20 protein-coding genes are annotated in these 25228 nt (G+C 35.3%); 18 read left to right on the forward strand and 2 right to left on the reverse strand.

All coding sequences use genetic code 11. The features are described from left to right. The first annotated feature begins 128 nt into the window (after nt 1–128). Together I7822_RS13440 and I7822_RS13445 are read left to right on the forward strand one after the other, a co-directional pair. A complete protein-coding gene (locus I7822_RS13440) occupies nt 129–1817 on the forward strand; it encodes a glycoside hydrolase family 2 protein (protein ID WP_207978956.1) in 1689 nt (562 codons plus the stop codon). 220 nt (nt 1818–2037) lie between these two features. Then, nucleotides 2038–2760, forward strand: a complete 723-nt coding sequence (locus tag I7822_RS13445; RefSeq protein ID WP_207978958.1) for a YesL family protein — start codon at nt 2038–2040, stop codon at nt 2758–2760. A gap of 99 nt (nt 2761–2859) precedes the next feature. On the opposite strand, the gene I7822_RS13450 is transcribed toward I7822_RS13445, so the two are convergent. Next, the gene (locus I7822_RS13450) at nt 2860–4140 is read right to left on the reverse strand and encodes an MFS transporter (protein WP_207978960.1); all 1281 of its coding nucleotides are present in this window, start codon (nt 4138–4140) and stop codon (nt 2860–2862) included. A 639-nt stretch (nt 4141–4779) separates the two neighbouring features. Between I7822_RS13450 and I7822_RS13455 the strand changes: the two genes are divergently transcribed. The 7 genes from I7822_RS13455 (at nt 4780) to I7822_RS13485 (ending at nt 12466) form a co-directional block, all read left to right on the forward strand. Next, entirely contained in the window at nt 4780–5697 is a 918-nt protein-coding gene (locus I7822_RS13455; RefSeq protein WP_207979166.1) for an ABC transporter permease, read from the forward strand. A gap of 12 nt (nt 5698–5709) precedes the next feature. Beyond that, a complete protein-coding gene (locus tag I7822_RS13460; RefSeq protein WP_207978962.1) occupies nt 5710–6579 on the forward strand; it encodes a carbohydrate ABC transporter permease in 870 nt (289 codons plus the stop codon). A gap of 154 nt (nt 6580–6733) precedes the next feature. Further along, nucleotides 6734–8353, forward strand: coding sequence for an ABC transporter substrate-binding protein (locus I7822_RS13465; protein ID WP_207978964.1), 1620 nt, complete (start codon nt 6734–6736; stop codon nt 8351–8353). A 151-nt stretch (nt 8354–8504) separates the two neighbouring features. Continuing rightward, the gene (locus I7822_RS13470) at nt 8505–9260 is read left to right on the forward strand and encodes a YesL family protein (RefSeq protein ID WP_207978966.1); all 756 of its coding nucleotides are present in this window, start codon (nt 8505–8507) and stop codon (nt 9258–9260) included. A 350-nt stretch (nt 9261–9610) separates the two neighbouring features. Further along, nucleotides 9611–10405 carry a Nif3-like dinuclear metal center hexameric protein gene (locus tag I7822_RS13475; protein WP_207978968.1) on the forward strand — a complete coding sequence of 265 codons (795 nt, stop codon included), beginning with the start codon at nt 9611–9613 and terminating at the stop codon, nt 10403–10405. Nucleotides 10406–10529: 124 nt separating this feature from the next. Next, nucleotides 10530–11636, forward strand: coding sequence for a mannonate dehydratase (gene uxuA / locus I7822_RS13480; RefSeq protein WP_207978969.1), 1107 nt, complete (start codon nt 10530–10532; stop codon nt 11634–11636). A gap of 152 nt (nt 11637–11788) precedes the next feature. Further along, nucleotides 11789–12466, forward strand: a complete 678-nt coding sequence (locus I7822_RS13485) for a GntR family transcriptional regulator (protein ID WP_207978971.1) — start codon at nt 11789–11791, stop codon at nt 12464–12466. A 160-nt stretch (nt 12467–12626) separates the two neighbouring features. On the opposite strand, the gene I7822_RS13490 is transcribed toward I7822_RS13485, so the two are convergent. Then, entirely contained in the window at nt 12627–13061 is a 435-nt protein-coding gene (locus tag I7822_RS13490; protein ID WP_207978973.1) for a GNAT family N-acetyltransferase, read from the reverse strand. Between the two features lie 330 nt (nt 13062–13391). On the opposite strand from I7822_RS13490, the gene I7822_RS13495 reads away from it, so the two are divergent. The 9 genes from I7822_RS13495 (at nt 13392) to I7822_RS13535 (ending at nt 25132) form a co-directional block, all read left to right on the forward strand. Beyond that, nucleotides 13392–13574, forward strand: coding sequence for a hypothetical protein (locus tag I7822_RS13495; RefSeq protein ID WP_243459453.1), 183 nt, complete (start codon nt 13392–13394; stop codon nt 13572–13574). Nucleotides 13575–13996: 422 nt separating this feature from the next. Beyond that, entirely contained in the window at nt 13997–14290 is a 294-nt protein-coding gene (locus tag I7822_RS13500) for a WXG100 family type VII secretion target (RefSeq protein ID WP_066338365.1), read from the forward strand. Nucleotides 14291–14538: 248 nt separating this feature from the next. After that, nucleotides 14539–14778 (forward strand): ESX secretion system protein YukD, encoded by a 240-nt coding sequence (yukD, locus tag I7822_RS13505; protein ID WP_207978975.1) that lies wholly within the window; start codon nt 14539–14541, stop codon nt 14776–14778. Nucleotides 14779–14792: 14 nt separating this feature from the next. Continuing rightward, the gene (gene essB, locus I7822_RS13510) at nt 14793–16109 is read left to right on the forward strand and encodes a type VII secretion protein EssB (protein WP_207978979.1); all 1317 of its coding nucleotides are present in this window, start codon (nt 14793–14795) and stop codon (nt 16107–16109) included. 235 nt (nt 16110–16344) lie between these two features. Beyond that, complete coding sequence (gene essC, locus I7822_RS13515; RefSeq protein ID WP_207978983.1) at nt 16345–20814, forward strand: type VII secretion protein EssC; 4470 nt, start codon at nt 16345–16347, stop codon at nt 20812–20814. Next, the gene (gene esaA, locus I7822_RS13520) at nt 20811–23924 is read left to right on the forward strand and encodes a type VII secretion protein EsaA (protein WP_207978985.1); all 3114 of its coding nucleotides are present in this window, start codon (nt 20811–20813) and stop codon (nt 23922–23924) included. The genes essC and esaA overlap by 4 nt, the downstream gene beginning before the upstream one ends. Beyond that, a complete protein-coding gene (essA, locus tag I7822_RS13525; RefSeq protein ID WP_207978986.1) occupies nt 23914–24420 on the forward strand; it encodes a type VII secretion protein EssA in 507 nt (168 codons plus the stop codon). The genes esaA and essA overlap by 11 nt, the downstream gene beginning before the upstream one ends. 14 nt (nt 24421–24434) lie before the next feature. Continuing rightward, the gene (locus I7822_RS13530) at nt 24435–24866 is read left to right on the forward strand and encodes a YwqH-like family protein (RefSeq protein WP_207978988.1); all 432 of its coding nucleotides are present in this window, start codon (nt 24435–24437) and stop codon (nt 24864–24866) included. After that, nucleotides 24866–25132, forward strand: coding sequence for a YwqI/YxiC family protein (locus I7822_RS13535; protein ID WP_207978990.1), 267 nt, complete (start codon nt 24866–24868; stop codon nt 25130–25132). The genes I7822_RS13530 and I7822_RS13535 overlap by 1 nt, the downstream gene beginning before the upstream one ends. Nucleotides 25133–25228 lie beyond the last annotated feature (96 nt).

A 25228-nucleotide genomic window follows, 5' to 3' on the forward strand; every position in this document is an offset into this window, starting at 1 on the left:
TCAGCAATTTAAAAGGAAGTTTATTTGAAAGTAGTGCATTAACTTTAAAAGAATAAGAGGCTAATATAATTTCCCAAGCAATAAGCTAAAGTAGTGATGATCCGAGTACTGTAAGTGGGGGGAGTACCATGATTAGATTATTTCAAACGCATAAAGTAAGGAAAATCACAGAATTAGATGGTACTTGGGATTTTGCAAAGGTAGAAGAAATAGAAAAGGAATCTACTATAAAATACACCTATAAAATGCCTGTTCCTGGTTGTTGGGAAATGCACCCAGAGCTTCTTACCTATCGCGGTAAGGGTGTTTATAGAAGAAAAATAGAATTAAGCAGAAAGACATCGCTTCGATTGGAATTCAAAGGTGTAAGCCATACGGGAGAAGTTTATTTTGATGGGGAAAAGGTAGGCGAGCATTATAACGCCTATACCCCGTTCTCATTTGTAATGACCGATGTAGAGGCGGGGGAGCATGAATTAAAGGTTTATGTGGACAATTTATTTTCTGAAGCATCTGCTTTACATATTCCAAACGATTATTATACTTATGGTGGATTAATTCGGCCAGTAGTGTTAGAAGAGATATCTGAAGCATTTATTGAAGGAATTCAATTTACCCCGGTACTAAAGGATGGGATATGGAGTAGTGATGTAAGTATTAAAGTAAGAAATATATCTGATCATGATATTGATATTGAATTAAAAGGAACACTAGGTAAAGATCAGATGAATATAGGAAATGCAAAAATACCTCCATTTGAGACAACAGTTATTTCAACCAGAAAGGAATTCCCAAATGTAAAAGAATGGTCACATGAGGACCCAACATTATATCTTTTAGACATTCAGCTATATTCAAATGGTAATAAAATTCCTATAGATGACTTAATTGAACGTGTAGGATTTAGAACCGTTACAACCCTTAATGGTAAAATCCAAGTGAATGGAAAAGATATCTTACTTAAAGGATTTAATCGTCATGAAGATCATCCTATTGTTGGTGCAGCCATTCCCCATCAATTAATGGTACAAGATCTCAACTTGATGAAGGATATGGGTTCGAATAGTGTCCGCACAAGCCATTATCCAAATGATGAACGATTCTTAGATCTGTGTGATGAACAAGGAATCTTTGTGTGGGAGGAAAATCATGCAAGAGGACTAAGTTTGGAACAAATGCTAAATCCTAATTTCTCTCGTCAATGTGAAGCTGTGAACAGGGAAATGGTTGAAAATCACTATAATCACCCAAGTGTTATTATTTGGGCGATTCTAAATGAATGTGCAAGTAATACAGTAGAAGGAAAAATTGAATATAAGAAACAACTAGAGCAAATCAGAAAAATGGATAAGAGTAGGCCATTAACCTTTGCTTCTCATCAAAGAGAATTAGACATATGCTTTGATTTAGTTGATATCGTATCATTTAATTTGTATCCACAGTGGTATACAGATGAAGATCCAAATGAGCTAGCAGAACAAGCGAAAAAGTGGGCAGAAGAACTAGGTGGAAAAGGCAAGCCAATTATTATGAGTGAGTTTGGTGGAGATGGGTACTATGGATATCGTTCACCAAGTCGTGTGAAAGGAACAGAAGAACGACAAGCGGATATTCTTGAACAGAATTTAAGGGCGTACACTTCTAAAGATTTCATTTCAGGTATGTACATTTGGCAATTTTGTGATTGTCGAGTGACTGAGGCAACTGGTTGGCTTCTTAATAGAGCTGGAACCCAAAATAGTAAAGGAATTGTAGACGCTTATAGAAGGCCTAAACTTGCTTATAATATTGTAAAACAATTTTTTGACACTGATTAACAGGAAATAACCTGTAATTCTTAAATGTAAAAAATTCAAAAGAGGTGTTACTCTAAGGGCGTTCCCTAAGGTACCTCTTTTTTTAGTTTTTGATTGAAGGAAAGCACGAATAAGACCATTAAGTAAAAATAAAATGAATTTAATGTAAATTTATTAATAGATACTAGTTTAGTAATGTTATAATAGTTAAAAATGAAAACGCTTAAAGGTGGGGCAGCAAATGGAAATGAACGGCATGATGGGCGGCTTTTATAAATTATCGGTTTTAATTATGCGGTTTTCGTTAACAAATGTTTTGTGGGTTCTTTTTAATTTCCCTATTGTGTATATTTTGTTGACTCTTTTAGTTGGTGACATTTCCAACTTGCAGATGGGTTTATTGATGATTGCCATATTAGCACCATTTATTTTCTTTCCAGCTACTGCTGCAATGTATGGGGTAGTTAGAAAATGGGTGATGGGAGATGGGGATATCCCAATTTTGAGGTCTTATTTACGCTATTATAAAGAAAATTATAAGAGAAGTTTACTTATAGGCGTTGTTTTTACTTTATTTTGGACAAGTTGGGTTTTAAACTATCTTATGTTCTTTCAGCAGCAATCTGTCTTTTTTATCGTTATGTTTATGGTGATAACGGCCTTCTTTTTCACGTGGAATGCTTATTTCTTTTCTTATACAGTACACTTTGAAATGAAGTTCTTTACTTCATTAAAAAGTTCGTTCATTCTTGCTATAGGTAGTCCGTTTTCTACGATTGGTGTAGCACTTATAAATGGAGCACTCATCTTTATAAGCTTTAATTTTACATTTTTACTACCATTCTTTGTAGGCTCACTAAGTGCATATTTTTCGTTTCTCTATTTTTATAAGGTTATTCAAAAAGCAATGAAAGCACAGGGTGTGAATGAAAAAGTATCGAGTTCACCAGGTCTTGAAGGGTAATGAAATTTTAGGATATGATGTATAAAAAGGAGCCAACTAGCAAAATGAAAAGCTGGCTCCTATTTGTACATAGCTTGTGTATCTTTTAAAAGCTTTTCCTTAAAAGGATTTATGATCTACAGGAGAAGCTATATCTGTTTTCGGTTCGGGAACACGAACAAGTATGAGAAGACCAACTATAAATAAAAGAATAAGGCTGAACACTCCACTATTTGAATCCCCAGTAAGCTGTGCTGTTACTCCTACTAATAGCGGTCCCATTATTGACGCAAATTTCCCAAAGATGTTATAAAATCCAAAAAACTCATTAGCTTTTTCCTTTGGTACAAGTTTTGCGAAGTATGAGCGACTTAAGGCTTGAATTCCTCCTTGTGAGGTTGCTACAAGCATGGCCAAAATCCAAAAGTCTACTGTTGTTTTTAAAAAGTAAGCATAGATGCAAACAATCATATAGATGATAATTCCAACATAGAGCATTTTCTTTCCAGTAAATCTCTCAGACAATCTTCCATAAAGAATCGCAAATGGTGCAGCAACAACCTGAGTAACAAACAAAATAATAAGTAGATTTGTTGAGCTGATACCTAAGTCTGTACCATATGCTGTAGACATTGTTATAATCGTTCCTACGCCGTCAATATAAAAGAAATAAGCGATCAGGAACAAAAATAATGATCGATATTTACGGATTTCCTTTAAGGTTTTTCCTAGACGTTTAAAGCTATTTACAACTGGGCTGGATTCTCGTTTAATGTAATATCGTTGTTGAACATTTTTAAATAGAGGAATTGTGAAGACTGCCCACCATAAAGCCGTAATTATGAAGGCAATTTTACTAGCTATTGTTGTGGAAATTGGAATTATCTCGTTTTGTGCTAAAATGATGATCGCAATACTAACAATAAATGGAATTGTACTGCCGATGTAGCCAAAGCTAAACCCGTGTGCAGAAATGCGGTTCATTCGTTCCTCTGTCGTAACATCTACTAAAAATGCATCATAAAATACATTTGCACCCGAAGATCCAACTGCTGCAACGGTATAACAAATAAGCAAGAGTAGCCACTGGTCACTTGGGATAAAGGCAAGTATTCCCGTAGAAATAAACCCTAAAGAAAAGAAGAAACTGAAAAAACGCTTCTTAAATCCCTGATAATCAGCTATTGTACCTAGAATTGGTCCAAGCATAGCTAAAATAAATGTCGCAATCGCAATTGTGTAACCCAAATAAGCAGTAGAGTTGGCAGGGCTAATTCCAGCATTTGTCGCTGCTGCTTTATAAAATAAAGGAAAAACAGCAGTTGAAATAATAATTGAATAAGCGGAGCTTGCCCAATCATAGAATATCCAACTATTTTCCTCTTTCGAAAAACGTTTCATAAATGTGGCCTCCCTAGTAAACGATCTCTTTTATTTTACAAGAAAAATAGTTTGTTATAGTAAGCGCTCGAAAAATTTAATATGTAATTTACATTATTAACAATTTATCAAGATTATGCTTGTCTGCTGGTATGTAAAAACTATTTAGTATGAATATGAATGGTATGAAATCTAGGATAAAATATCGTGATACTTAGTTGTAAAGTTACAGCTAATGTAGTGTCTGATAGTTTATTAAATAAATTAAGTTAAAATTTATTTTTAAAAAACAAAATAACGTATTGAATATAAAGAATATTTAGTTTACAATGAATTTAACTACCATACTAGTATGTCTAATGTGTAACAGAGTACGAGGTAGACTGACTTTTCACCAATAGTAGTCTACGTCTATGCGGAATGAACTACCATACTAGTATTCTAATATGTTAAACTATTTCCAGAAAGACTGTAAAAAACACATATGTAAGACACCTTTATCTCAATTCTGTAAGCGCTTTATAGTTGAGGCAGGAGAGCTTATCCAGATCAGTATTTAGTAAAACAAAGGCTACATATTCAGATTTATTAAGTGAGTGGGGGGTTAATATGGGGGAAGTTAAGGTCGAAAAGATGGGTAAGGTTAATGTATTGAAGGATATGAAAAAAAGTAAATTTGCCATTATTGGAGTATCACTAAAAAAGGATTGGCAGCTTTACTCATTATTGATTTTACCAATTATTTACTTATTGATTTTTAAATATGGTCCAATGATTGGTAATGTTATTGCATTCAGAAGATTTATGCCTGGGGGCAATATTTATGGGGAAGAATGGGTTGGATTACATTATTTTAAAATGTTTATCAATGATCCTACCTTTTGGAATGTTTTTACGAATACCCTCCTTATTGGTGGACTAACATTATTGTTTTGTTTCCCAATGCCGATTATTTTTGCCTTGTTATTAAATGAAGTGAAGGGTAAAAAGTTCAAGAAATTTGTCCAGACAGCTTCTTATTTGCCTCACTTCTTATCTATTGTAATTGTTGCAGGAATGATTCTACAATTAACGGCAGTAAATGGTTCAATTAATAGCATAGTAGAATTCTTTACAGGAGAGAAAATTAACTTTATTCAACAAGCAGAATGGTTTAGAACGATTTATATTACCTCAGAAATTTGGCAAGGTATGGGTTGGGGAGCAATTTTATATTTGGCAGCGCTAACAACTATTGATGATTCATTATATGAAGCTGCAAAAATTGATGGAGCAAATCGCTGGAAACAGACACTCCATATTACAATTCCAGGCATCCTACCGACAATTATTACTTTATTAATCTTAAATATTGGTAGTTTTATGGCTGTAGGTTTTGAAAAAATATTACTTTTATATAATCCATTAAACTATGAAACGTCAGATGTTATTTCTACCTATTTATATCGTGTTGGACTTGAATCAAGTAATTTCAGTTATGCGACAGCGATTGGATTGTTCGAATCTCTTATCGGATTGGTGTTAGTATTAACGGCTAACGGTATTTCAAGAAAATTAACAGAAAGAAGCTTGTGGTAAAGGGGGAAGACCATGAAGGAATCTGTACAATATAAGATTTTTAAAGTGTTTAACGCGATTATCTTATTGGTCATTGTTTTCTGTACACTATATCCATTTTTAAATGTTATCGCTCAGTCTTTTAGTAGTGAAGCCTATATTAATGCAGGGCAAGTAAGTTTAATACCAAAGGGCTTTAATATCGAGACATATAAAACAGTAACTCAGGACAAGATGTTTTGGATCAATTACAAAAACACTGTAATCTATACAGTTGTAGGAACGGCTATATCAATGTTTTTAACAATAATATTTGCGTATGCATTATCCAAGAGGAGATTGGCTGGACGTAGATTTTTTACAGTATTTGCTGTATTTACAATGTTTTTTAACGGTGGATTAATTCCTAACTATGTATTAATTAATAGTATTGGATTTGATAATACAATGTGGGCAATTGTTATTCCTGGAGCCATTAGTATCTATAATATGCTAATCATGAAATCCTTCTTTGAAAATATGCCTGAAGAGTTAGAAGAAGCGGCATCTATCGATGGGTTAAATACATATGGTATTCTCCTAAGGATTGTTTTACCGCTCAGCAAGGCAGTAATTGCAACTATGATTCTTTTTTATGCAGTAGGGCATTGGAATTCTTGGTTTCCAGCTTTCTTATACTTGGATCAAAAAGAGTTATTTCCAGTCACCATCTACCTTAGAAATTTGATCGCTGGTGTTACTGGAGGACAATCAGCTGGAGCAACCTCAGCTGATAACTTAACTCAAATATCAGCAAACATTAAGTCGGTTACGATGGTTCTTACCATTTTACCAATTTTGACAATTTATCCTTTCGTTCAAAAGTATTTCGTATCAGGTGTTATGCTTGGATCTGTTAAGTAAAGACTCCATGAAAAACAACAATCATTATAAAAGCAGCCTAAGTAAAAAAGGGGTAATTATTTTAGTAGATAAGCGTTTTGTTGAGTATCGAAACACTGGGGTGGAAAAAGCTCAAACGCTTTCTTATATAAACTAACAAAGGGGAGGAATAGAAATGAAAAATGGTCGTAAAAGGTTAAAGTCAATATTTTGTTTATTAGCTTTGTTTGTACTAGTGATTGCTGGCTGTTCTAATAAAGAGTCTGCAAGTACAGAGAACGAAAATACTAAAAAGGGTGCTATGGAGTCATACGGTGTAGGTGATACATTTAAAGCTAGTGAAGAAATTGAATTACCAATTCTATATTCGGATCAACCAACTTATCCTTATAAAGAAGATTGGTTATTGTGGGAAAAGATAAAAGAAATGACGAATGTTTCGCTAAAACCTACAATCGTACCAATGAGTGATTACACTCAAAAACGTAGCTTGTTAATTAGCTCAGGTGATGCACCATTAATTATCCCTAAAACATACCCAGGTGAAGAGTCAGCTTTTGTTTCTTCTGGAGCGATTCTACCAATTAGTGATTATATTGATAAAATGCCTCACTTCAAAGATAAAGTGGAAAAATGGCAGCTAGAGGATGAGATAGAAGGCTTACGTCAAAATGACGGTAAATTTTATTTATTGCCAGGACTACATGAGGAAGTTTGGCCAGATTATACACTAATTGTTCGAACAGATATTTTTGAAAAGCATAATATTGCAATTCCAACTACTTGGGATGAATTATATGAAGCAATGAAAAAATTAAAAGAACTATATCCAGATGTAACACCATTCTCAGATCGATTCTTATTTGATAGTACACTTAATATAGCTGCTGTTGGATTTGGTACAAAAGCAGGCTGGGGATATGGAAATGGATTAACATATGATGAATCAGCAGATGAATTTATCTATTCTGCAACAACTAACGAATATAAAGAATTACTAACTTACTTTAATAAATTAGTATCAGAAGGATTACTTGATAAAGAAAGCTTTACACAGGAAGATGATCAGGCAGTCCAAAAGTTTGTCACTGGTAAATCCTTTATTATTAATGGTAATTCACAAACTCTTATCTTACATCGAAACGATATGGATAAAACGCTTGGTAAAGATAACTACTCAATTTCTAAAATTACCGTTCCAGGCGGTCCAGCAGGTCAACTTATGTCGGGTTCTAGATTAGAAAATGGTGTTATGATCTCTTCAAAAGCGAAGGAAAGTGAAAATTTCGATGCCATCCTACAATTTATTGATTGGCTTTATTATAGTGACGAAGGCCAAGAATTTGCTAAATGGGGTGTTGAAGGAACAACATTTACTAAAACAGATGGTGTTAGAAAATTAGTAGATGATGTAAATTATAATGGGCTTAATCCAGCTGGCACAAAGGATTTACGAACTGAGTTTGGTTTCTCTGGAGGAGTATTTGCCTATGGTGGAACAACAGATCTACTACATTCAATGATGAGTGAGGAAGAGATTAAATTCCAGGAAGATATGGCAAAAGTTAAAACAGCAATTCCGGCAGAACCACCGATTCCGTATTCAATGGAAGATAGAGAAAAGGTAACATTACTAAATACACCATTAAAAGACTACTCAGTTCAAAATACACTAAAGTTTATCATTGGAGAACGTGATTTAAGCGAGTTTGATGCATTTGTTAAAGAACTAGAAGGCCAAGGACTACAACAATACCTAGATCTTGCTAATAAAACATATAAAGATAATAAATAGTCAAAGTAGGTAAATGATATAGGAGGTTGCCTTTTCGTATGAAAGGGCAACCTAGTTTTATCAAATTAGAGGAAATTGAAAGAAAAATAGCCTATTTTACATAAAAAGTTGTAAAAATAATTGTAAAAAAAGAAAAAGATGGTGAAAAATCATGGAAGAAAAGAAAGAGTTTGGTCAAGGAATCTTATACATAATTACAAACTATATCTATTGGCTGCTGTTAACAAATATTTATTTTGTAGTAACAAATAGCTTATTTATCTTTTTCTTTATGACATTAAAACCGTCATTTTCTAATATTCTATTATACTTTTTGGCATTACTACCAACAGGACCAGCAATTGCTGCTATGTGTTACTCAATGGAGAAGCTTGTAAGAACGAAAGAAATATCACCAACACGTGATTTTTTCTATGGCTACAAAAAGAATGTAAAAGATACCTTTTCTGTGTGGTTGCCAATACTAGTCGTTTACTTCATTTTAATAGTAGATTTACAATATCTCCGCAAGTCTACATCTGATACAAGTCAAATAATATCCATTGTGATTTTCCTTCTTACGTTAATATGGACGATGTTATGCTTAAACATTCTTACGATTAATGCTAGGTATAAATTTAGAATAAGGGATGTTTGGAAATTGTCAGTATACTATAGCTTTACGAAATTTAAACAAACATTCGGTAATTTTTTGATTTTATTTATCGTAGCATTTGTTACAACCGTAACAACGGATTTTTTAATTGTTTTTACTTCTAGCATTATTGCTTACCTTATGATGCTAAATATGAAAGAGATGCTGACAGATCTTGAATTGAAATTTTTAAAGCCAAGTACTGAAAATTCAATTGAAAAGAATATGAACAAAAGCGTAAGCGCCTTGAACAGCCTAAGGCAAATAAGATGATTTAGAAGAGAAGGCGTTCTTTGCCTTCAATTCTAAATTAGCTAGACCCTAGAGGGGCTAGGAGCTGGATGTCGTGCGCTTATCCACAGTTCAAGAATTTTATAATTTCATAAACGATTAAAAATGGAGAAAATCCACTAGGGTGGCAATTCTAATACAAAAGAAATAAGCTAGTTTGTTGATTTTAAGCCCCACTGTAATCCCAATTGTAGGTTGGGAGAAATAATCCTACCATACTAGTATAGTTGTGATTGGCTTAAATTTCTAAAATTCCGGTATTCAGAATAAGTCTCCTTCATGTAAATAGATATCAAGAAAAGTTAATCTTTTCCTGTTAGGGAGTTGATAAAATGACGATAACAATTCAGGATGTAATAACTAAATTAACAAAACCAGTTGATAAGCTTGAAATAAGTGTTGATAAGCTAGTGTTTGGAGATCCGTCCACAGATGTTAAAGGTATTATAGTCGCATTTGTTGCATCCCACTACGTAATTCAGTGTGCAATAGACATGGGAGCAAACCTTATCATAACCCATGAAGGTACATTCTACAGTCACCATGACAGAATAGAACTTCTAGAACTTGATTCTGTGTACCGTAATAAGCGAAAAATGATTGATGAAACGGGTATTGCAATTTATCGCTTTCATGACTATTGGCATAAGTATCAACCTGATGGAATTATGGTGGGGTTAGTTCATGCATTAGGTTGGGATCGCTATGTTGAAAAAAATAAAGCAACATCAACTTTACTGACTATACCTATTATGACTGTTAAGGAGATTGCTGATTATGTAAAAAGAAAGCTTTCTATACCTTTTGTACGTGTTATCGGAGATATGTCGATGCCATGCACTAGAATTGGATTATTAGCAGGATATCGAGGTGGAGGGGACATAGCTATACCACTATTTGAACAGGGAGATCTTGATTTAATCATTTACGGCGAGGGCCCCGAGTGGGAGACACCCGAATACGTTCGGGACGCCATCTTTCAAGGGAGAAATAAGGCGTTAATTAGTATAGGGCATGCCGCTAGTGAGGAACCAGGAATGGAGTATCTTGCTGAACTAACAAAGGGCTTTTTTCCAGGCATTCCTATTCACTATATTTCCGAGAAAAATCCCTTTCAATTTCTCTAATGGCATTAATACAAATGATGATCAATTCCCAAGCTTTTAATTGATATAAACTAAACTAGCAATTTTTATAAATAACAAAGTATAGCTTGATTTAACTAATACATAAATGATGGAGGTTATATAAATGAAAATCACATTTCGATGGTTTGGCAATCAAGATGATAGTGTTACATTAGACCAAATCAGGCAAATACCTGGTATGGATGGAATTGTAGGAGGACTTCATGATATTCCTGCTGGGGAAGTTTGGCCGCTTGATCAAATTCTGGCATTAAAGAAAGAGATTGAAGATAAAGGTTTAAATCTTGATGTGATTGAAAGTGTTAATGTGCATGAAGATATTAAATTAGGGCTTCCTACACGTGATCTTTATATTAACAATTATCAAGAGACAATTCGAAATTTAGCTCAAGCTGGAATAAAGGTTATTTGTTATAACTTTATGCCGATATTCGACTGGACGAGATCAGAGCTTGCGAAGGAATTACCAGATGGATCAACCGCATTAGCATATGAAAAGGCCAAAGTAGAAGAGGTAGATCCTGCTGTTTTAATAAAAATGATCGAAAGCTCATCAAATGGTTTTTCAATGCCGGGTTGGGAACCAGAACGTGTTAGTAAGATTAAGCGTGCATTTGAATTATATAGAGATGTTACAGAAGAGGATTTATTTGCTCATCTACAATACTTTTTGGAGAAAATTATTCCAGTTGCAGAGGAATGTGACGTGAGAATGGCCATCCATCCAGATGACCCGCCATGGTCTATTTTTGGGCTACCAAAAATTGTGATAAATAAGGAAAACCTAGAAAGAATTGTGAAATTAGTTGATAGTCCATACAATGGATTAACTTTGTGTTCTGGATCATTAGGTGCAAATCCAAACAACGATATTCCAGATATAATGAGACACTTTTCAGCAATGGGGCGAATTCCATTTGCTCATATTCGTAACGTGAAAATCTATGAAAATGGTGATTTTACAGAAAGTTCTCATCGTAGCAGTGACGGTTCTTTGGACATATATGAAATTGTAAAAGCGTTACATGATACAGGATACACAGGTTATATTCGACCTGATCATGGGCGAATGATCTGGGGTGAACAGGCTCGTCCTGGCTATGGCTTGTATGATCGTGCACTTGGAATTATGTACATTTTGGGCATTTGGGATAGCTTAGAAAAAGTAAAACAGTCAAAAGAAATTGTTGGCGGTCAAGCTCTGGCTTAAACTCGTAAATTAGCTGTGAGGATTCAAATAACAAGATTGCATCAGGATGCTTTTTGTCAAAAACGTGATGCTTTCTTGTTGGTTCTAAGTACAAAGGAAAAGGGACAGTATTTACTAGTATTGAAAAATAGGAATGAAGGGGGAAGATCGTCATGTATACCGACTATAAAACACAAGCAACATCGACACGTGAACAGGTTTATCAAGAATTGAAATCACAAATCTTAAGTTTGCAGCTTGTTCCTGGTACCAGCATTTCAGAAAAGGAAATGTCACTCGAATACAATGTTAGCCGTACACCGATAAGAGAAAGCTTTCTCCGTCTTTCACAAGAAGGACTACTTGATGTTTATCCGCAAAGAGGCACATTTGTTTCGTTAATTGATTTAAACCTTGCTGAAGAAGCAAGATTTATGCGGGAGCATCTTGAAAGAGCTGTTATCCAATTAGCTTGTAGGGATTTTTCAAAAGATAATTTATTGGCACTTGAAATGAACTTAAGCATGCAAAAGGTGTGTATTGAACAACAGGATTATCGGAAAATGTTTGAATTAGATGAAGAATATCATCAAACGATTTTTTCAGGCTGTAACAAAAGGAATACGTGGTTAATTATTCAGCAAATGAATGTTCATTTTAATAGAAGTCGTATGCTAAGGTTAGCTACTGACTTTAATTGGGATACGATTTTTGCACAACATGAAGAAATAGTAGTTGCAATAAAAGAAAAAAAGCCAGAACTTGCTGATGAGCTAATGCAAGAGCACCTACTACAAGCAGTGATCGACAAAGAATTTTTAAAGAGAAATTATCCAATGTATTTTAAATAGGCTGACTCAGTGTGCAAACATCTACCCACGAAATGAAAGCTACACATTTCCTTGTATGAAGAAAAAGCGGTAGAAAACAGGATTGAAAGGAATTCGAAAATGACTGCCGCTCCCCTTTATCTTAAGGATGTTAATTAACGTAGTTCCTTTTCTGTATTCTTCAAAAATCTAATTCCATCACACTTGAAAGATCCTGAAATCCAAGCTGTTCATATAATCGTTTTGCTGGATTACCTGCATAAACATTTAGGATGATCTTTTGAAAACCTTGATACTTTAAGTGTTCCAGAGCCTGGATCATTAATTGTTTGCCTAAACCTGATTTTCTGAACTCGGGTAAAACATAAAGAGAAGTGATGCTGCCTGTTTTGTACATATTTATAGGATTGAAGTCAGGTCCTAGTAATACCCATCCCGCAATCATATTATTTTCTAAGGCAACGAGGTAATAGGAACCGCTATTTAATAAGGGAATAAATATGTTGAAGCCACTTTGAGCATCGATTTGAACTAAACCCATCGTACTTTCATTCATAACCTCTATCGTCATGTGTAGAAGCTTATTTGTCTCTGTCAAGTTAGCCTTTCTAATCAACAATTAAGACACCTCAATCCTTTATCCCGTATTTACCGGGTAGTAAGACCCCCACTGAATGAAAATCAAAATCACTGTTATTAAACATTCGAACATAAAAATAGTGTATGATCAATTGAGGAATAGGTGTGTGTCTATGAGTTGAAAAGTCATGTACTGTGGCTGATTGTTAAAAAGTAAAAAAAGTGAACATAAGTGATTCTGACTATATTTCAGAAATAAGGGTTAAAATGACCATAACAGGAAGAGTTGTTGTTTAGCTACAACAATTAAGTGGGAATATAAGATGTTTTATATATGATATACTTACGTAAGAAGGGAAGTGTCTGGTTGAAAAACTCAAACAATCTGTTCAATGATGGAGAAGTGGTAAGGGTTCAGAAAACAGGAGAGCTAGTTACAATTTCAAAATCACAATATGTAAAACATATGAAAAAGTACTCATACAAAGTGATTGAACATCCAAGCACCTTTTATTTTGAAGAAGAGCTGCAAAAGTCACAAGAAAATTAAGGTAAATAAGTAATACCTAGGTAAATGCGTATTTAGAAAAAGAGATCACCTCCATTCAGGGGTGGTTTTTTTATTGTTCGTGATTAAAGTCCTAACTTAAAATGTTTCCACTTATTTTCTAAGTACTTATTACTCAAAATCGAGGATAGACTTTTATGAACATAATACTGTAGACATTTTTGGGTTATAGGGATAAAGATCTCTTTTTATGGCTGGAATAGATTTTTTCTGTATTTATCTGGGAAGATATGTTATTGGTATATTATAGGAAAAACCTGGTGTTTGGAGAGAGTAGGTAAAAAGAACGTTAATAGGAACACCATGTTTAAGAAACTCTAGTTTAATAGAAAAATGATAATCAGGGTACTCACAATTAATATAGATGAATACCAAATAAAACAAATAATAGGGAGAGATTTTAAATGTCTGGAATCATTCGCGTTACCCCAGCTGAACTAGTGAGTATGTCAAACCGTTATTCAAGTGAAAGCAGCCAAGTTGGAGAGCAAGTTTCTCGTCTTGATACAATGATTAGAGAATTAGAAGGAATGTGGGAGGGTGAATCAAGCAGAGCATTCAGCGATCAATACCAAACGCTAAGACCATCTTTCATCCAAATGCAACAGTTACTTGATGACATTTCTACTCAATTGAACAGCACGGCTAAAGCACTTGAGGATGCTGATCAACAAATTGCAAGTCAAATTAGAGGATAATCTACATACAAAACCTCTATGGCATTTTGTTTTAATGTCAACACGAAGGAAAGAAACGGAGTAATGCAGAAAGCCAAATTAGGGTGAAATAGGCTGCAATATCTTTTTTAGAAGTAAGCTAGTCTAATAGCTTACTAATTTGGAATGTTAACTGGTTCCGTCCCCTTACCTTCTTACAGTCAGTTAAGAGATAAAGGAGCGCTCTTTTTATAAAAAAGTTGCGCTCCTTCCCTATGAGGTGAATACATATGTACATAGAAATCACGATTGATTTAAAAAACTATCAAGAGGATAGCTTTGATTTACGACTATCAAACTATCACTCAGTAAAAAAAATGATTGACATCGTCTGGCAGGCAAAGGAATTACACATGGAACCTAAAGAAGGCTCCTGGGTAAGGGTCATTAATAAACATAAAGTTGTCCAAGGTAATAAACGCCTATTAGATGTTGGCATTACAACTGGAGACAGAATTGAAATATTATGAAGGAGATAATGGGAATGTCATCACAAAACGATTTCTCATACTTACAAGAAAAACTAGAAGCTGTTATTAAACATGATGAACAATCAATAGCTTTCACGTTTCAAATAGAAAAAATAAAATTAGATGATCCTACCGAAATTTCTTTTTTAAAGGAGATAAACCCAAAAATTAAAAAAGAAATTACCATGATGGATGATGAATTATCCATTCTTCATACAATCCCTAATACTTACACTTTTCTTCCTCGTTTGGATCAAGTAGATGTGAGAGATCAGCTGAGGATTGCGTATAAAGTTGTGCAAAAGGCTGAAATCCATTCCTTATCAAGAATTCATTTGCTTGTATGCCCAGGAAACATTGTCCTTGATCAAGGGCTGAATCCATATTTTCTTCATTTTGGGGTAAAAGAAAGTCTTCCACCGTATGAAAAAAATTCTGATCAATTATTGAAAGAAGTAAAAGCGACAGTTGCAGCAATTGTTGACAAACAGTATTCCTTTGAACAATATGTTCACTATTTTGAAACATTGAAGCTTTCTGATTTTACAAAAAAAGTAAGTAGTGCGCAGAGCTTTAATGAGTTAATAAGTATCATTGAAGAACGGATACAACATGAGAATGCTGAAAAAGCACTTCTGATGACAGTTAATAAGAAGACATGGAAAATAAATCGTTATGTTTTGTATGGTGTCTCCCTATGCTTAATCCCAGCATTAGTTTATTCAATGTATTCTTTGTTTTTTCTTCAGCCGAAACAGACAAGCTTTATTCATGCACAGGAAAAGTTTTTAAATAATGAATATAGTGAAGTTGTCACAGCTTTACAGCCATATGAAATTAAGGAAATGCCGAAGGTCACTCAATACGAACTATCTTTATCATATATCATTAATGAATCGTTGACAGAGGAACAAAAAGAAGTCATTCGAAATACTGTGTCTTTACAGTCAGATCCCCTTTATTTTGAATATTGGATCCTTATAGGACGTGGAAATGCTGAAGAAGCACTCGATATAGCAAGGTATCTTGAAGACCGATCATTGATTTTATATGGACTTGTAAAATACAAGGAACAAGTAAAATCAAATGATGATTTAGATAGAGAAGAGAGACAACAACTATTAGCTGATATCGAAAACGAAATAACAGAATACCAAGATGAAATGAAAGAAGAGGAAGAAGAACAGGCTACCTCGGAAGAAACACAAGAAGAAGCACAAGAAGAAACAGCGGAACAAACCAGCCCATCAACTGAGGCGAAAACTCAACAAGTAGATGAAAAAACAGAGGCTCCTTCTAATGACACAACTACTAATCAAGTAAAAAAATAAGAAAAGCGGAAGTGCCTTGAACAGCGCCGACAGGCATAAGGCGCTCCATAATAGAAGGTGTTCTTTGCCTTCAATTATGGAGTGGCTTATGACCCCGAGGGGCTTGGTGCTTGAGCTAGACAATAAAAGCGAAAGCGCCGTTTAACGACGTAGAAAAAAGAGCACTCCGTTAAGCGAAACCAATATTCCTTTAGAAAAGTGCCTTTTAAATTGAACAAATATAGGTGGTGACAACATGTCTATTTTATGGGTTTTTTATCGTGAATCCTATCAACAGGTGACATTCAAATCCAGTCCTAAGCAAGAGTTAACAATCGGGTGTGATTGGAATCATTCGATTACTCTTCAAAAGGTGCCTTCTTCCCCAAAGTCAATTAGGGTGAAATATCGCGATGACTCCTTTTGGCTTTTCCAAGAAGAGGATCATGTGCAACAGATCGAACAAAACAAACTGTATCCAATTCGTTTTGGTGAAGAAGATATCTCTGTGATGATCACTTCAGCTCCAGTACTAACAAACTCGTATTATATTGGGCACATGGATGAGGTGACCTTTTCAACAGCTAGACAGGATGCCACTTTTTATAAGGCCTATGTTTCTGCTTTTAAACAAGACTCATTTACGCTTCACAAAAAAAATAATGCCTGGGAAATAAAAGTAGAGGAAAAACAGACTCTTTTCAAAAATGGCCAGCTAATCAATCAAACATCAAAGCTGGAGGTTGGTGATCAACTGCTTTGGCCTCTTATGACAATTACCCTTTTAGAGGATGATTTAATTCAGATTGATAGCTTACAAGATTTTGCGACGATTTTATCAGAGACGATTAAGCCTCAATCAGAAATGCAGAAAAAATATCCAGTGTACCGACGTACACCAAGGATGGTTTATGATCTGCCTGATGAAAAGGTTCAGTTTTCCTTTCCTTCTCAAGATTCAGAAAGCTCTAACCGAAGTTTATGGCTTATTATTATGCCACCGCTTATTATGCTGATTGTTATGGGGCTTGTGGCGATACTTGTTCCTAGAGGGATTTTTATAATGGTATCATTAGTCATGTTTATGACAACCTTGGTAACCTCAACTGTTCAATACTTCAAGGATCGAGGGAATCAAAAGAAATCAAAGGAACGCCGTAAACGTATTTATAATCAATATTTAGATGCAAAAAGACAAGAACTGCAAAATCTTGCTGATAAACAAAAGGATGTTTTAACGTTTCACTATCCATCCTTTGAACGAATGAAGTATTTAACAGATCAGATTTCTGACAGGCTTTGGGAAAGAACACCTGAAAGCCCTGATTTTCTGCAATTTCGACTTGGTGTTGGAACTGTTCCAGCTAGCTATACCATCTCGTCGTCACAATCAGATATGTCCAACAGAGAGATGGATGATTTATTAGAGGAATCACAAATGCTTGAAAGAGCTTATAAATATTTAAAAAACCTGCCAATAACAGCAAATCTTTCAGAGGGAGCTATTGGATTAATTGGGAAAGATGCTGTATTGAAGAATGAATTACACCAGCTGATCGGACAGCTTACCTTTTTCCATAGTTACCATGATTTGCGCTTTGTTTTTATTTTTGATGAAACAGAATACAAGGAATGGGAATGGATGAAGTGGCTACCACATTTTCAATTGCCAAATTCCTTTGCAAAGGGATTTATTTATAACGAAAAAACTAGGGATCAATTGCTTTATTCGCTTTATGAAATGGTTAGAGAACGTGATCAAGAGGAAGAAAAAGAGAAGATCCGTTTTACACCACATTATGTCTTTGTGATTACAAATCATCAACTCATCTCCGATCATGTGATCTTAGAATATTTAGAAGGGGATCATAGGCATCTTGGTATTTCAGTTATCTTTGCTGCTGAAGCAAAGGAAAGTTTATCTGATAATATTCATACCCTTGTACGATATATCAATGATGGCCAAGGAGATATTTTAATTCAACAGAAAAAAGCGGTACGAATTCCGTTTGATTTGGATGTACATAAAAGGGATAGTAACGAGAATTATGCTCGTATGCTCCGAACACTTGACCACCAAATTGGTATGACAAATTCAATCCCAACCGCAGTTTCATTTCTTGAAATGATGAATGTAAAAAGTGTTGATCAGCTTCCAATAAAACAAAACTGGCTCACAAGGGAATCGGCAAAATCTTTAGCTGTGCCAATTGGATTAAAAGGAAAGGAAGAAACGGTTGAACTGAACTTACATGAAAAAGCTCATGGTCCACATGGCTTATTGGCGGGTACGACAGGTTCGGGGAAAAGTGAGTTTTTACAAACTTACATATTATCACTAGCTGTACATTTCCACCCACATGAAGTTGCTTTTTTATTAATTGATTATAAAGGTGGAGGCATGGCACAACCTTTTAAAAACATGCCACATCTTTTAGGTACGATCACCAATATCGAAGGAAGTAAAAATTTCAGCTTACGTGCTTTAGCTTCGATTAAGAGTGAATTAAAAAGACGTCAACGCTTATTTGATCACTATAATGTTTCACATATTAATGACTATACAAAGCTATTTAAACAAGGAAAGGCGGATAAGCCACTTCCACATTTATTTCTAATTTCAGATGAATTTGCTGAGCTTAAGACAGAAGAACCAGATTTTATTCGGGAATTAGTTAGTGCAGCACGTATTGGGCGAAGCCTTGGTGTTCATCTTATATTGGCTACCCAAAAGCCCGGTGGTATCATCGATAATCAAATTTGGAGTAATGCTCGTTTTCGTGTTGCATTGAAGGTGCAAAATACGGAGGATAGCCGTGAGATATTAAAAAATGGTGATGCTGCATCAATCACAGAAACAGGTCGAGGGTATTTACAGGTTGGTAACAATGAGGTGTATGAACTTTTCCAATCAGCATGGAGTGGTGCTCCATATCATGAGGAAGAAACATATGACCTAGAGGATGAAGTTGCGATTGTAACAGACCTAGGATTAATTCCTCTATCTGAAGTATCCGCAAGTGAGCAGAAGTCAAAGGACGCAGTAAGTGAGGTTAGTGAAATTGTCGATAGAATTGAACAGCTTCAACAAGACATGGAGATTGAGAGGCTTTCAAGTCCTTGGCTACCACCACTTCCTAGTCGTCTCTATCGTGAAGGTGCAAATCAGGATGAGAAAACGAACATCTTATTTGCGATGATTGATGAACCAGAAAAACAAAGTCAATCACCATACACGTATGACGTAATCGAGGATGGTAATATTGGAATATTTGGTTCATCTGGCTATGGTAAAACACATACAATTACAACATTGTTACTAGGAATAGCTAAGGCATTTACTCCTAAAGAAGTTCATTATTATTTAATGGACTTTGGCAATGGCGGATTATTACCACTTAAGCAGCTTCCACACACAGCTGATTATTTTTTACTTGATCAAGAACGGAAAATCGAGAAATTTATGAGGATTTTACGAGATGAAGTTGCGAGACGAAAACAGCTTTTCCAACAGCAAGAAGTAAGCTCGATAAAAATGTATAACACCTTAAGTGAAGAGCCATTACCTTTATTATTTCTTGTGATTGATAATTTCGATCTTGTTAAAGAGGAAATGCTTGATCTTGAACAGCATTTAAACCAATTTGCTCGTGATGGCGGGTCGTTAGGCATTTATACGATTCTAACTGCCACTCGGATAAATTCAGTACGCCAAGCATTGATGAATAACTTAAAAACGAAAATTGTCCATTATTTAATGGATCAGTCAGAGGCATACACGATGCTAGGCAGGCTGCCATTTTCACATGAGGCAATGCCAGGAAGAGCCATTGTTAAAAAAGATACAGCCTTCTTTGCTCAAGTCTTACTCCCAACAGATGGTAAGGATGACTTTGAGCAAATGACGAATTTAAAGGAAGAAGTACAGAGTATTAAGGAAGCATATAAAACAGTTAAGAAGCCAGATCCCGTGCCAATGCTTCCTACAGAGCTTACGATTGTCAATTTTTCTTCTTATACAGAGGAGAAGATTGGCCAGTTACCAATTGGCCTTGATGAAGAGAATGTGACTCCTGTCTATGTCAACTTCTTAAAGACAAAGCATTGTATTGTGCTCGGGCAGGCTCAAAAAGGTAAAACAAATTCCTTAAAGGTACTAATTCATACAGCACTTGATCAGGAAATCGAACATATTGCCATATTTGATTCGATTGATCGTGGCTTGTCTTCGTTTATCGGTGATGAGAAATTAGTCTATCTTGAAGGAAAAGACCATGTAACCTCATGGTTAGATAAGTTGGAGAAAGTCTTTATTGAACGAGAAGAAACGTATCATCTTCAAATACAGAGTGGCAACCAATTACCACAATTTCCACCAGTCTTGTTTGTTGTAGATGGGTATTCACGCTTCCTTCAAAGTGTTGACAATCCGACACAGGATCGAATCGTTCGATATATGAAAAGCTATAGTCATCTTGGCTTTAATATGGTCGTCTCTGGTAACAACAATGAATTAACAAAAGGATATGATCCTTTAACAATTGAAATAAAACAAATTAGACAAGCGGTTATTTTAATGAAAAAATCTGAGCAAACATTATTTACTCTTACTTACGATCGTAAGGAATCAGAGATTCAACCAGGCTTCGGCTATTATGTTGAAAATGGAAAAGAGCAAAGCATTCAGATACCGCTTGTAAATGTAGAAAGGAAGGTACATGTATGACGGAAAAAGCAAGCATATTCAAGCTTATACTAGTCATCATATTAATTGTCATTACACCCCTTCTTTTCTTCCGTACAATCGGTGATAATCCTTTAAAGGTGGTTAAAACGGAAAATGCAACAAAATCCATTGCCATTATTAATGAGGATATCGGAACACAAGAAGCGGATGAAAAGATTCAGTTCGGTCAGGATGTTGCGTCAATCCTGGCGGAGAGTTCAAACTTTGAATGGACGGTTGTAGGCAGAAGTGCAGGTGAAAATGGCCTGCGTAATTTAAAATACGATGCAATTGTTTATATGCCCTCAGATTTCTCAGAAAATATTATGACCTATGATGAGGCAAACCCTGTAAAAACGAATTTTCAGTATAAAGTGCAAAGTCAGCTAAATGCAGTTAATAAAGAAAAAGTGCTAGTCGAGCTCGAAAAAGCAACAAAAAGAGTAAATCAAAAAATTTCATCGCTCTACTGGAATTATATTTCAGCAGACATGGAGCATATCCGCCAGGAGTTTGATGAAATTCTTCAAAAGGAAGTAGCATTTCAAGAAACAATGACAGCTTTTTATAAGCCAAGCTCAAAAAACCTAGCTGGACAAATTGATGAACAGAAAGCAATGCTAACAAGCTTGCAATCTTCTATTCAGCAGATTGGTGAAAGAACTCCAGAACAACAAGCAACAATGGAAGGCTATGAGCAAAATTTGGAAACCTTTGTTGAATATGTGGAGCAATATAAGGAATATCAAGCGAAACAACAAATTCTTTTAGCGGAAATCCAAGCAAATTCAATCCAGTCTGTTAATCAAGCAACTGAAGATCAACAGCCTTTGTTCATCAAATCTACAAGTCTATTTGAAGATGAAGGCAATACGTTTATCGAAAGTATGGCAAAGCTTGATAGCCGTATGGAAAACACACAGCAAGTCTTCGGGCAACTTGAGGAACAAAGATATAGTCAGGTCGGAAGACAAATTAGTGAGTTTTACAAGCTGCAAGAAAAAATTCTTGAGTTTTATCAGCAATTAAAAGACACAACTTTGCTAAATGATGTTGAGGGACAGCTTGCGACTTTAAGTGATCAGCTTAGTGTTGGTGAGGAGCCTGAAGAACCTGAAGAACCAACTGAGGAAGAAAAAGATAATCCAGGTAAATCTGATGAAAAAGATCAAAAATTAGTTACCTTGAATACAGAAGAAAATAGTAATGAGTCAGGTAATCATGACGAAACTCCTGGTGAAGACACCACAGATCAGGTGGAACCTGAGATGCCTCTTGATCCAGAAAAACCAGAACAGCCAAACGATCCTAAAGTACCTGTTGTCGATTTCGAAAGTGAGATGGCAGAGTTAACCTCAATTTCAGAGGAGCTTACAAGGATAAAGGCTGAACTTACTAACCTGGTTGATCCGAAACCGGAAGAGATGGAGACCTCGTTATCAGGCTTGGGTACTATCAATGATCGTATCCTTGCTTTAAAAACAGCACTTGATACGAAAGAAACAGATAAAAACCCATTAGAGGATGATTTAAAAGAACTTCAGGATTCATTCAATGAATTACTAGGTGTTAAAAACACGCTGGATGAAACAATTGCAAATAAAAATAGTCAAATTCAGCAACTAGAAGATGATAACAAACAACTAATAGAAGACAATTTACAATTGGAAACAGATGTTGATAATTTAGAGGAAATAAAAAGTGAGCTTGAAACAGAGCTAACTTTATACAAAGACTATGAAACTAACATCAAAGAAGAAATTGAGAAAAAGGAAAAATCAATTCTTGCTTCTAAAGCACTTTCCGAAACAAGAAAAGAGCATGTAAATGAGATCTTTTCCAAGGATATAAAAAGTAAAGATCTTCTCCAGATGATGTTTTACTTCTCATATTTAGATCGATATGAGGCTACATTAAACAGCATGCTTGCAGAAAACACTGCCATAGTAGCCGTTCTTGGAAATGAAGAATTACAGCAAGAAGCAAATAAAATCGCCGCGATCACAAGTGAAGAACAATCCAGTTGGGATCAATTAGGTAAGGAGATGCCGACAAACCAAGATGCGTTAAACACGCTAGAGGACGGCTTTACCGTATTTATGGCTGAATATCGTCAAACAGTCGATGAGCAACAAGCTAAGTTAGTTGAAAGCCTTGATGGAATTCTTCAGGAGGCGACAACCGTTTTAGATCAAATTAAACAGCCAGACCAGATGCTTACGGTCGTAGAACCAACAACGACTGTTGAAGGTCAGGAAATGGTTTCAGGCACAGAAAGAATTAGTGAGCAAATGGAATCAATTCATACTTGGATGGATTCTGTTGGTGAAAGTCAAAGCAGCATCATAGAATATACAGGAGAGCTTCAAGTAAGAGTAAGTGATGTTCAAGTGGATGCAGATAAATTAAACGATAAATGGGCTTCAAATGTTTCGTCAACAGAGTTAATTCGAGATGACGTCTTTAGTGTTCTCGGTAATACATTTGTTGATGGTCAATCAAATGGTTATGTTTATGATTTCTTAACAAACCCGCTTAAGATTAGTGGTGATATTCCAGAAGAAACTGAAAGTACAACTGTGAAAAATATTCCGCCAGTAGTCGTATTATTTATCGTTCTTGTATGCAGCCTACTTATCGGGTATACGAGTTATTATTTCCAACAGCCACCATTGTGGATTCAGGGAATTCTATTTGTCTTATTAACTCTCATTGTTGGATTTGTTATTAGTTTATTTGGTTTAGACATCTACCCATTACGAGAGGAAAGCGCGGTTGAATGGACTGTATTTACGATCCTTCTTCTTGCGGCAGGTTCAGCCCTAGTAAGAGTTTCATTTACTGTTCATCACCTAGTTGGACTGTTTATCACAGTAGGTATGGTGATCTTTTATGTAACACCATTGCTAGCATTAACAACACCGAACTTTACTTTTTCAGATCCGATGTCCAATGTATACATGTCAATTCAATATGGTACAGATTCATTATTTACACAGGCTGTTATGATCCTTGCCTTGATATTAGCGGGGCTTGGAATGCTGCAATATTTCATCGAAAAGGCAAGAACGAGTACAAATGAGAAAGGGTCAGAAACCCATGCAATGTAAGCAAGTCTCACTTGTTTCTCTTATTCTGCTAATCATGACAACTTTTCAGCTATTGCTTGCAGGAGTTGTGCATGCAGACACCACGGTAATTGATGAGCTTGTTCCGAATGATTATCAAAAAAACCAATTCAAAACAAATAATGAGTTGCTTCATGATGAGTCATTATCAAACCAACGTTCAAACATACCTGACGAATTAAAAGACCTGAACTTTCAAAGAGAAAAGATATCCAAAGAAGATATCTTGAAATCGACGTTATTTTTAGGCGAGTCAAGTGATAACAATACGATTAAAGCAAAAGCACTAGAAATGGAGCTATTTAAAGAGGCAGATTCATCAATGATAAATAGTACGGAAGAGGATACACCATCCTCTTCCAACCTTTCATTAACCATTTTAATTTGGGCGATGGTTGGCATATGTAGTTTGTTGTTAATTATAGTATTAGTTGTATGGAGTAAATCCGCTAATAAAGCAAAAATCTCTTCAAAATAGGTTGAGAGGTGAAGATGATGAGTTTATCAAATATATTGTATTCCATTCAAAGATCGATTTCTTCGCAATCGAATGATCTTGATGAAAAAATTGATCGATTAACACAAGCGAAAAGTGATATAAGTCGAGAGCAAGATCTCCTTCTCCAGGAAATAAAGAAAATAAAGCAACCAGATTTAGGGATAGAATGGACAGGGAAAAGAGCTGACAATTTTGATCATGAACGTGAGGATGCCTATTCTGTTATGCAGAAGATTGGGCAAACTGATTACTCTAGCTATCAACGATTAATCGAAGGTAAGATCAATATGTTAGAGATGGAACGGAATCTATTAAATGTTACAAGAGCCCTTGCCTATGAAGCTGGTCAATTAATTGATAAGGGTGAAGATGCTGTAGATGAGCTTGCAGATCGAATTAGCGATTTGAAAAGGCGGTTATATTAATGGTCACGATTAAACTAAATTATGAAGCCGTTATAAAAGAATTAAATGAAGTGAAGTCAGCATTAGCCAATGTAACGATTGAACCACCACAATCTAGCAGTCTAGGGAAAAATCGTTTGGATTTTACTACTTATTGGCTTGAACGTGAAGCAAGAATTCATCAGCTCATAAGTGAGTATGTTGAGGTTGTTGAGAAGAACATAGAAGATACAAAAGCAAATGTACGCTCATTAAAAGAACAGGATGAAGCAATTACAAGGAATTAAGTGTTGCCTTTGTTGTTTTTACTGTGTTGGTACAAAAAGCTATTACTTCGGGAGTTAAGGGATCGTTTGAGGTGAGAGGGGCGCAATCGACAACTT

The organism is Metabacillus bambusae (genome assembly GCF_017497975.1).
GTDB classification, from domain to species: Bacteria; Bacillota; Bacilli; order Bacillales; family Bacillaceae; genus Metabacillus; species Metabacillus bambusae.

Coding starts and splice junctions, on each gene's coding strand:
- I7822_RS13440 (WP_207978956.1), top strand. CDS start 129: ATGATTAGATTATTTCAAACGCATAAAGTAAGGAAAATCACAGAATTA.
- I7822_RS13445 (WP_207978958.1), top strand. CDS start 2,038: ATGGAAATGAACGGCATGATGGGCGGCTTTTATAAATTATCGGTTTTA.
- I7822_RS13450 (WP_207978960.1), bottom strand. CDS start 4,140: ATGAAACGTTTTTCGAAAGAGGAAAATAGTTGGATATTCTATGATTGG.
- I7822_RS13455 (WP_207979166.1), top strand. CDS start 4,780: ATGAAAAAAAGTAAATTTGCCATTATTGGAGTATCACTAAAAAAGGAT.
- I7822_RS13460 (WP_207978962.1), top strand. CDS start 5,710: ATGAAGGAATCTGTACAATATAAGATTTTTAAAGTGTTTAACGCGATT.
- I7822_RS13465 (WP_207978964.1), top strand. CDS start 6,734: ATGAAAAATGGTCGTAAAAGGTTAAAGTCAATATTTTGTTTATTAGCT.
- I7822_RS13470 (WP_207978966.1), top strand. CDS start 8,505: ATGGAAGAAAAGAAAGAGTTTGGTCAAGGAATCTTATACATAATTACA.
- I7822_RS13475 (WP_207978968.1), top strand. CDS start 9,611: ATGACGATAACAATTCAGGATGTAATAACTAAATTAACAAAACCAGTT.
- uxuA (WP_207978969.1), top strand. CDS start 10,530: ATGAAAATCACATTTCGATGGTTTGGCAATCAAGATGATAGTGTTACA.
- I7822_RS13485 (WP_207978971.1), top strand. CDS start 11,789: ATGTATACCGACTATAAAACACAAGCAACATCGACACGTGAACAGGTT.
- I7822_RS13500 (WP_066338365.1), top strand. CDS start 13,997: ATGTCTGGAATCATTCGCGTTACCCCAGCTGAACTAGTGAGTATGTCA.
- yukD (WP_207978975.1), top strand. CDS start 14,539: ATGTACATAGAAATCACGATTGATTTAAAAAACTATCAAGAGGATAGC.
- essB (WP_207978979.1), top strand. CDS start 14,793: ATGTCATCACAAAACGATTTCTCATACTTACAAGAAAAACTAGAAGCT.
- essC (WP_207978983.1), top strand. CDS start 16,345: ATGTCTATTTTATGGGTTTTTTATCGTGAATCCTATCAACAGGTGACA.
- esaA (WP_207978985.1), top strand. CDS start 20,811: ATGACGGAAAAAGCAAGCATATTCAAGCTTATACTAGTCATCATATTA.
- essA (WP_207978986.1), top strand. CDS start 23,914: ATGCAATGTAAGCAAGTCTCACTTGTTTCTCTTATTCTGCTAATCATG.
- I7822_RS13530 (WP_207978988.1), top strand. CDS start 24,435: ATGATGAGTTTATCAAATATATTGTATTCCATTCAAAGATCGATTTCT.
- I7822_RS13535 (WP_207978990.1), top strand. CDS start 24,866: ATGGTCACGATTAAACTAAATTATGAAGCCGTTATAAAAGAATTAAAT.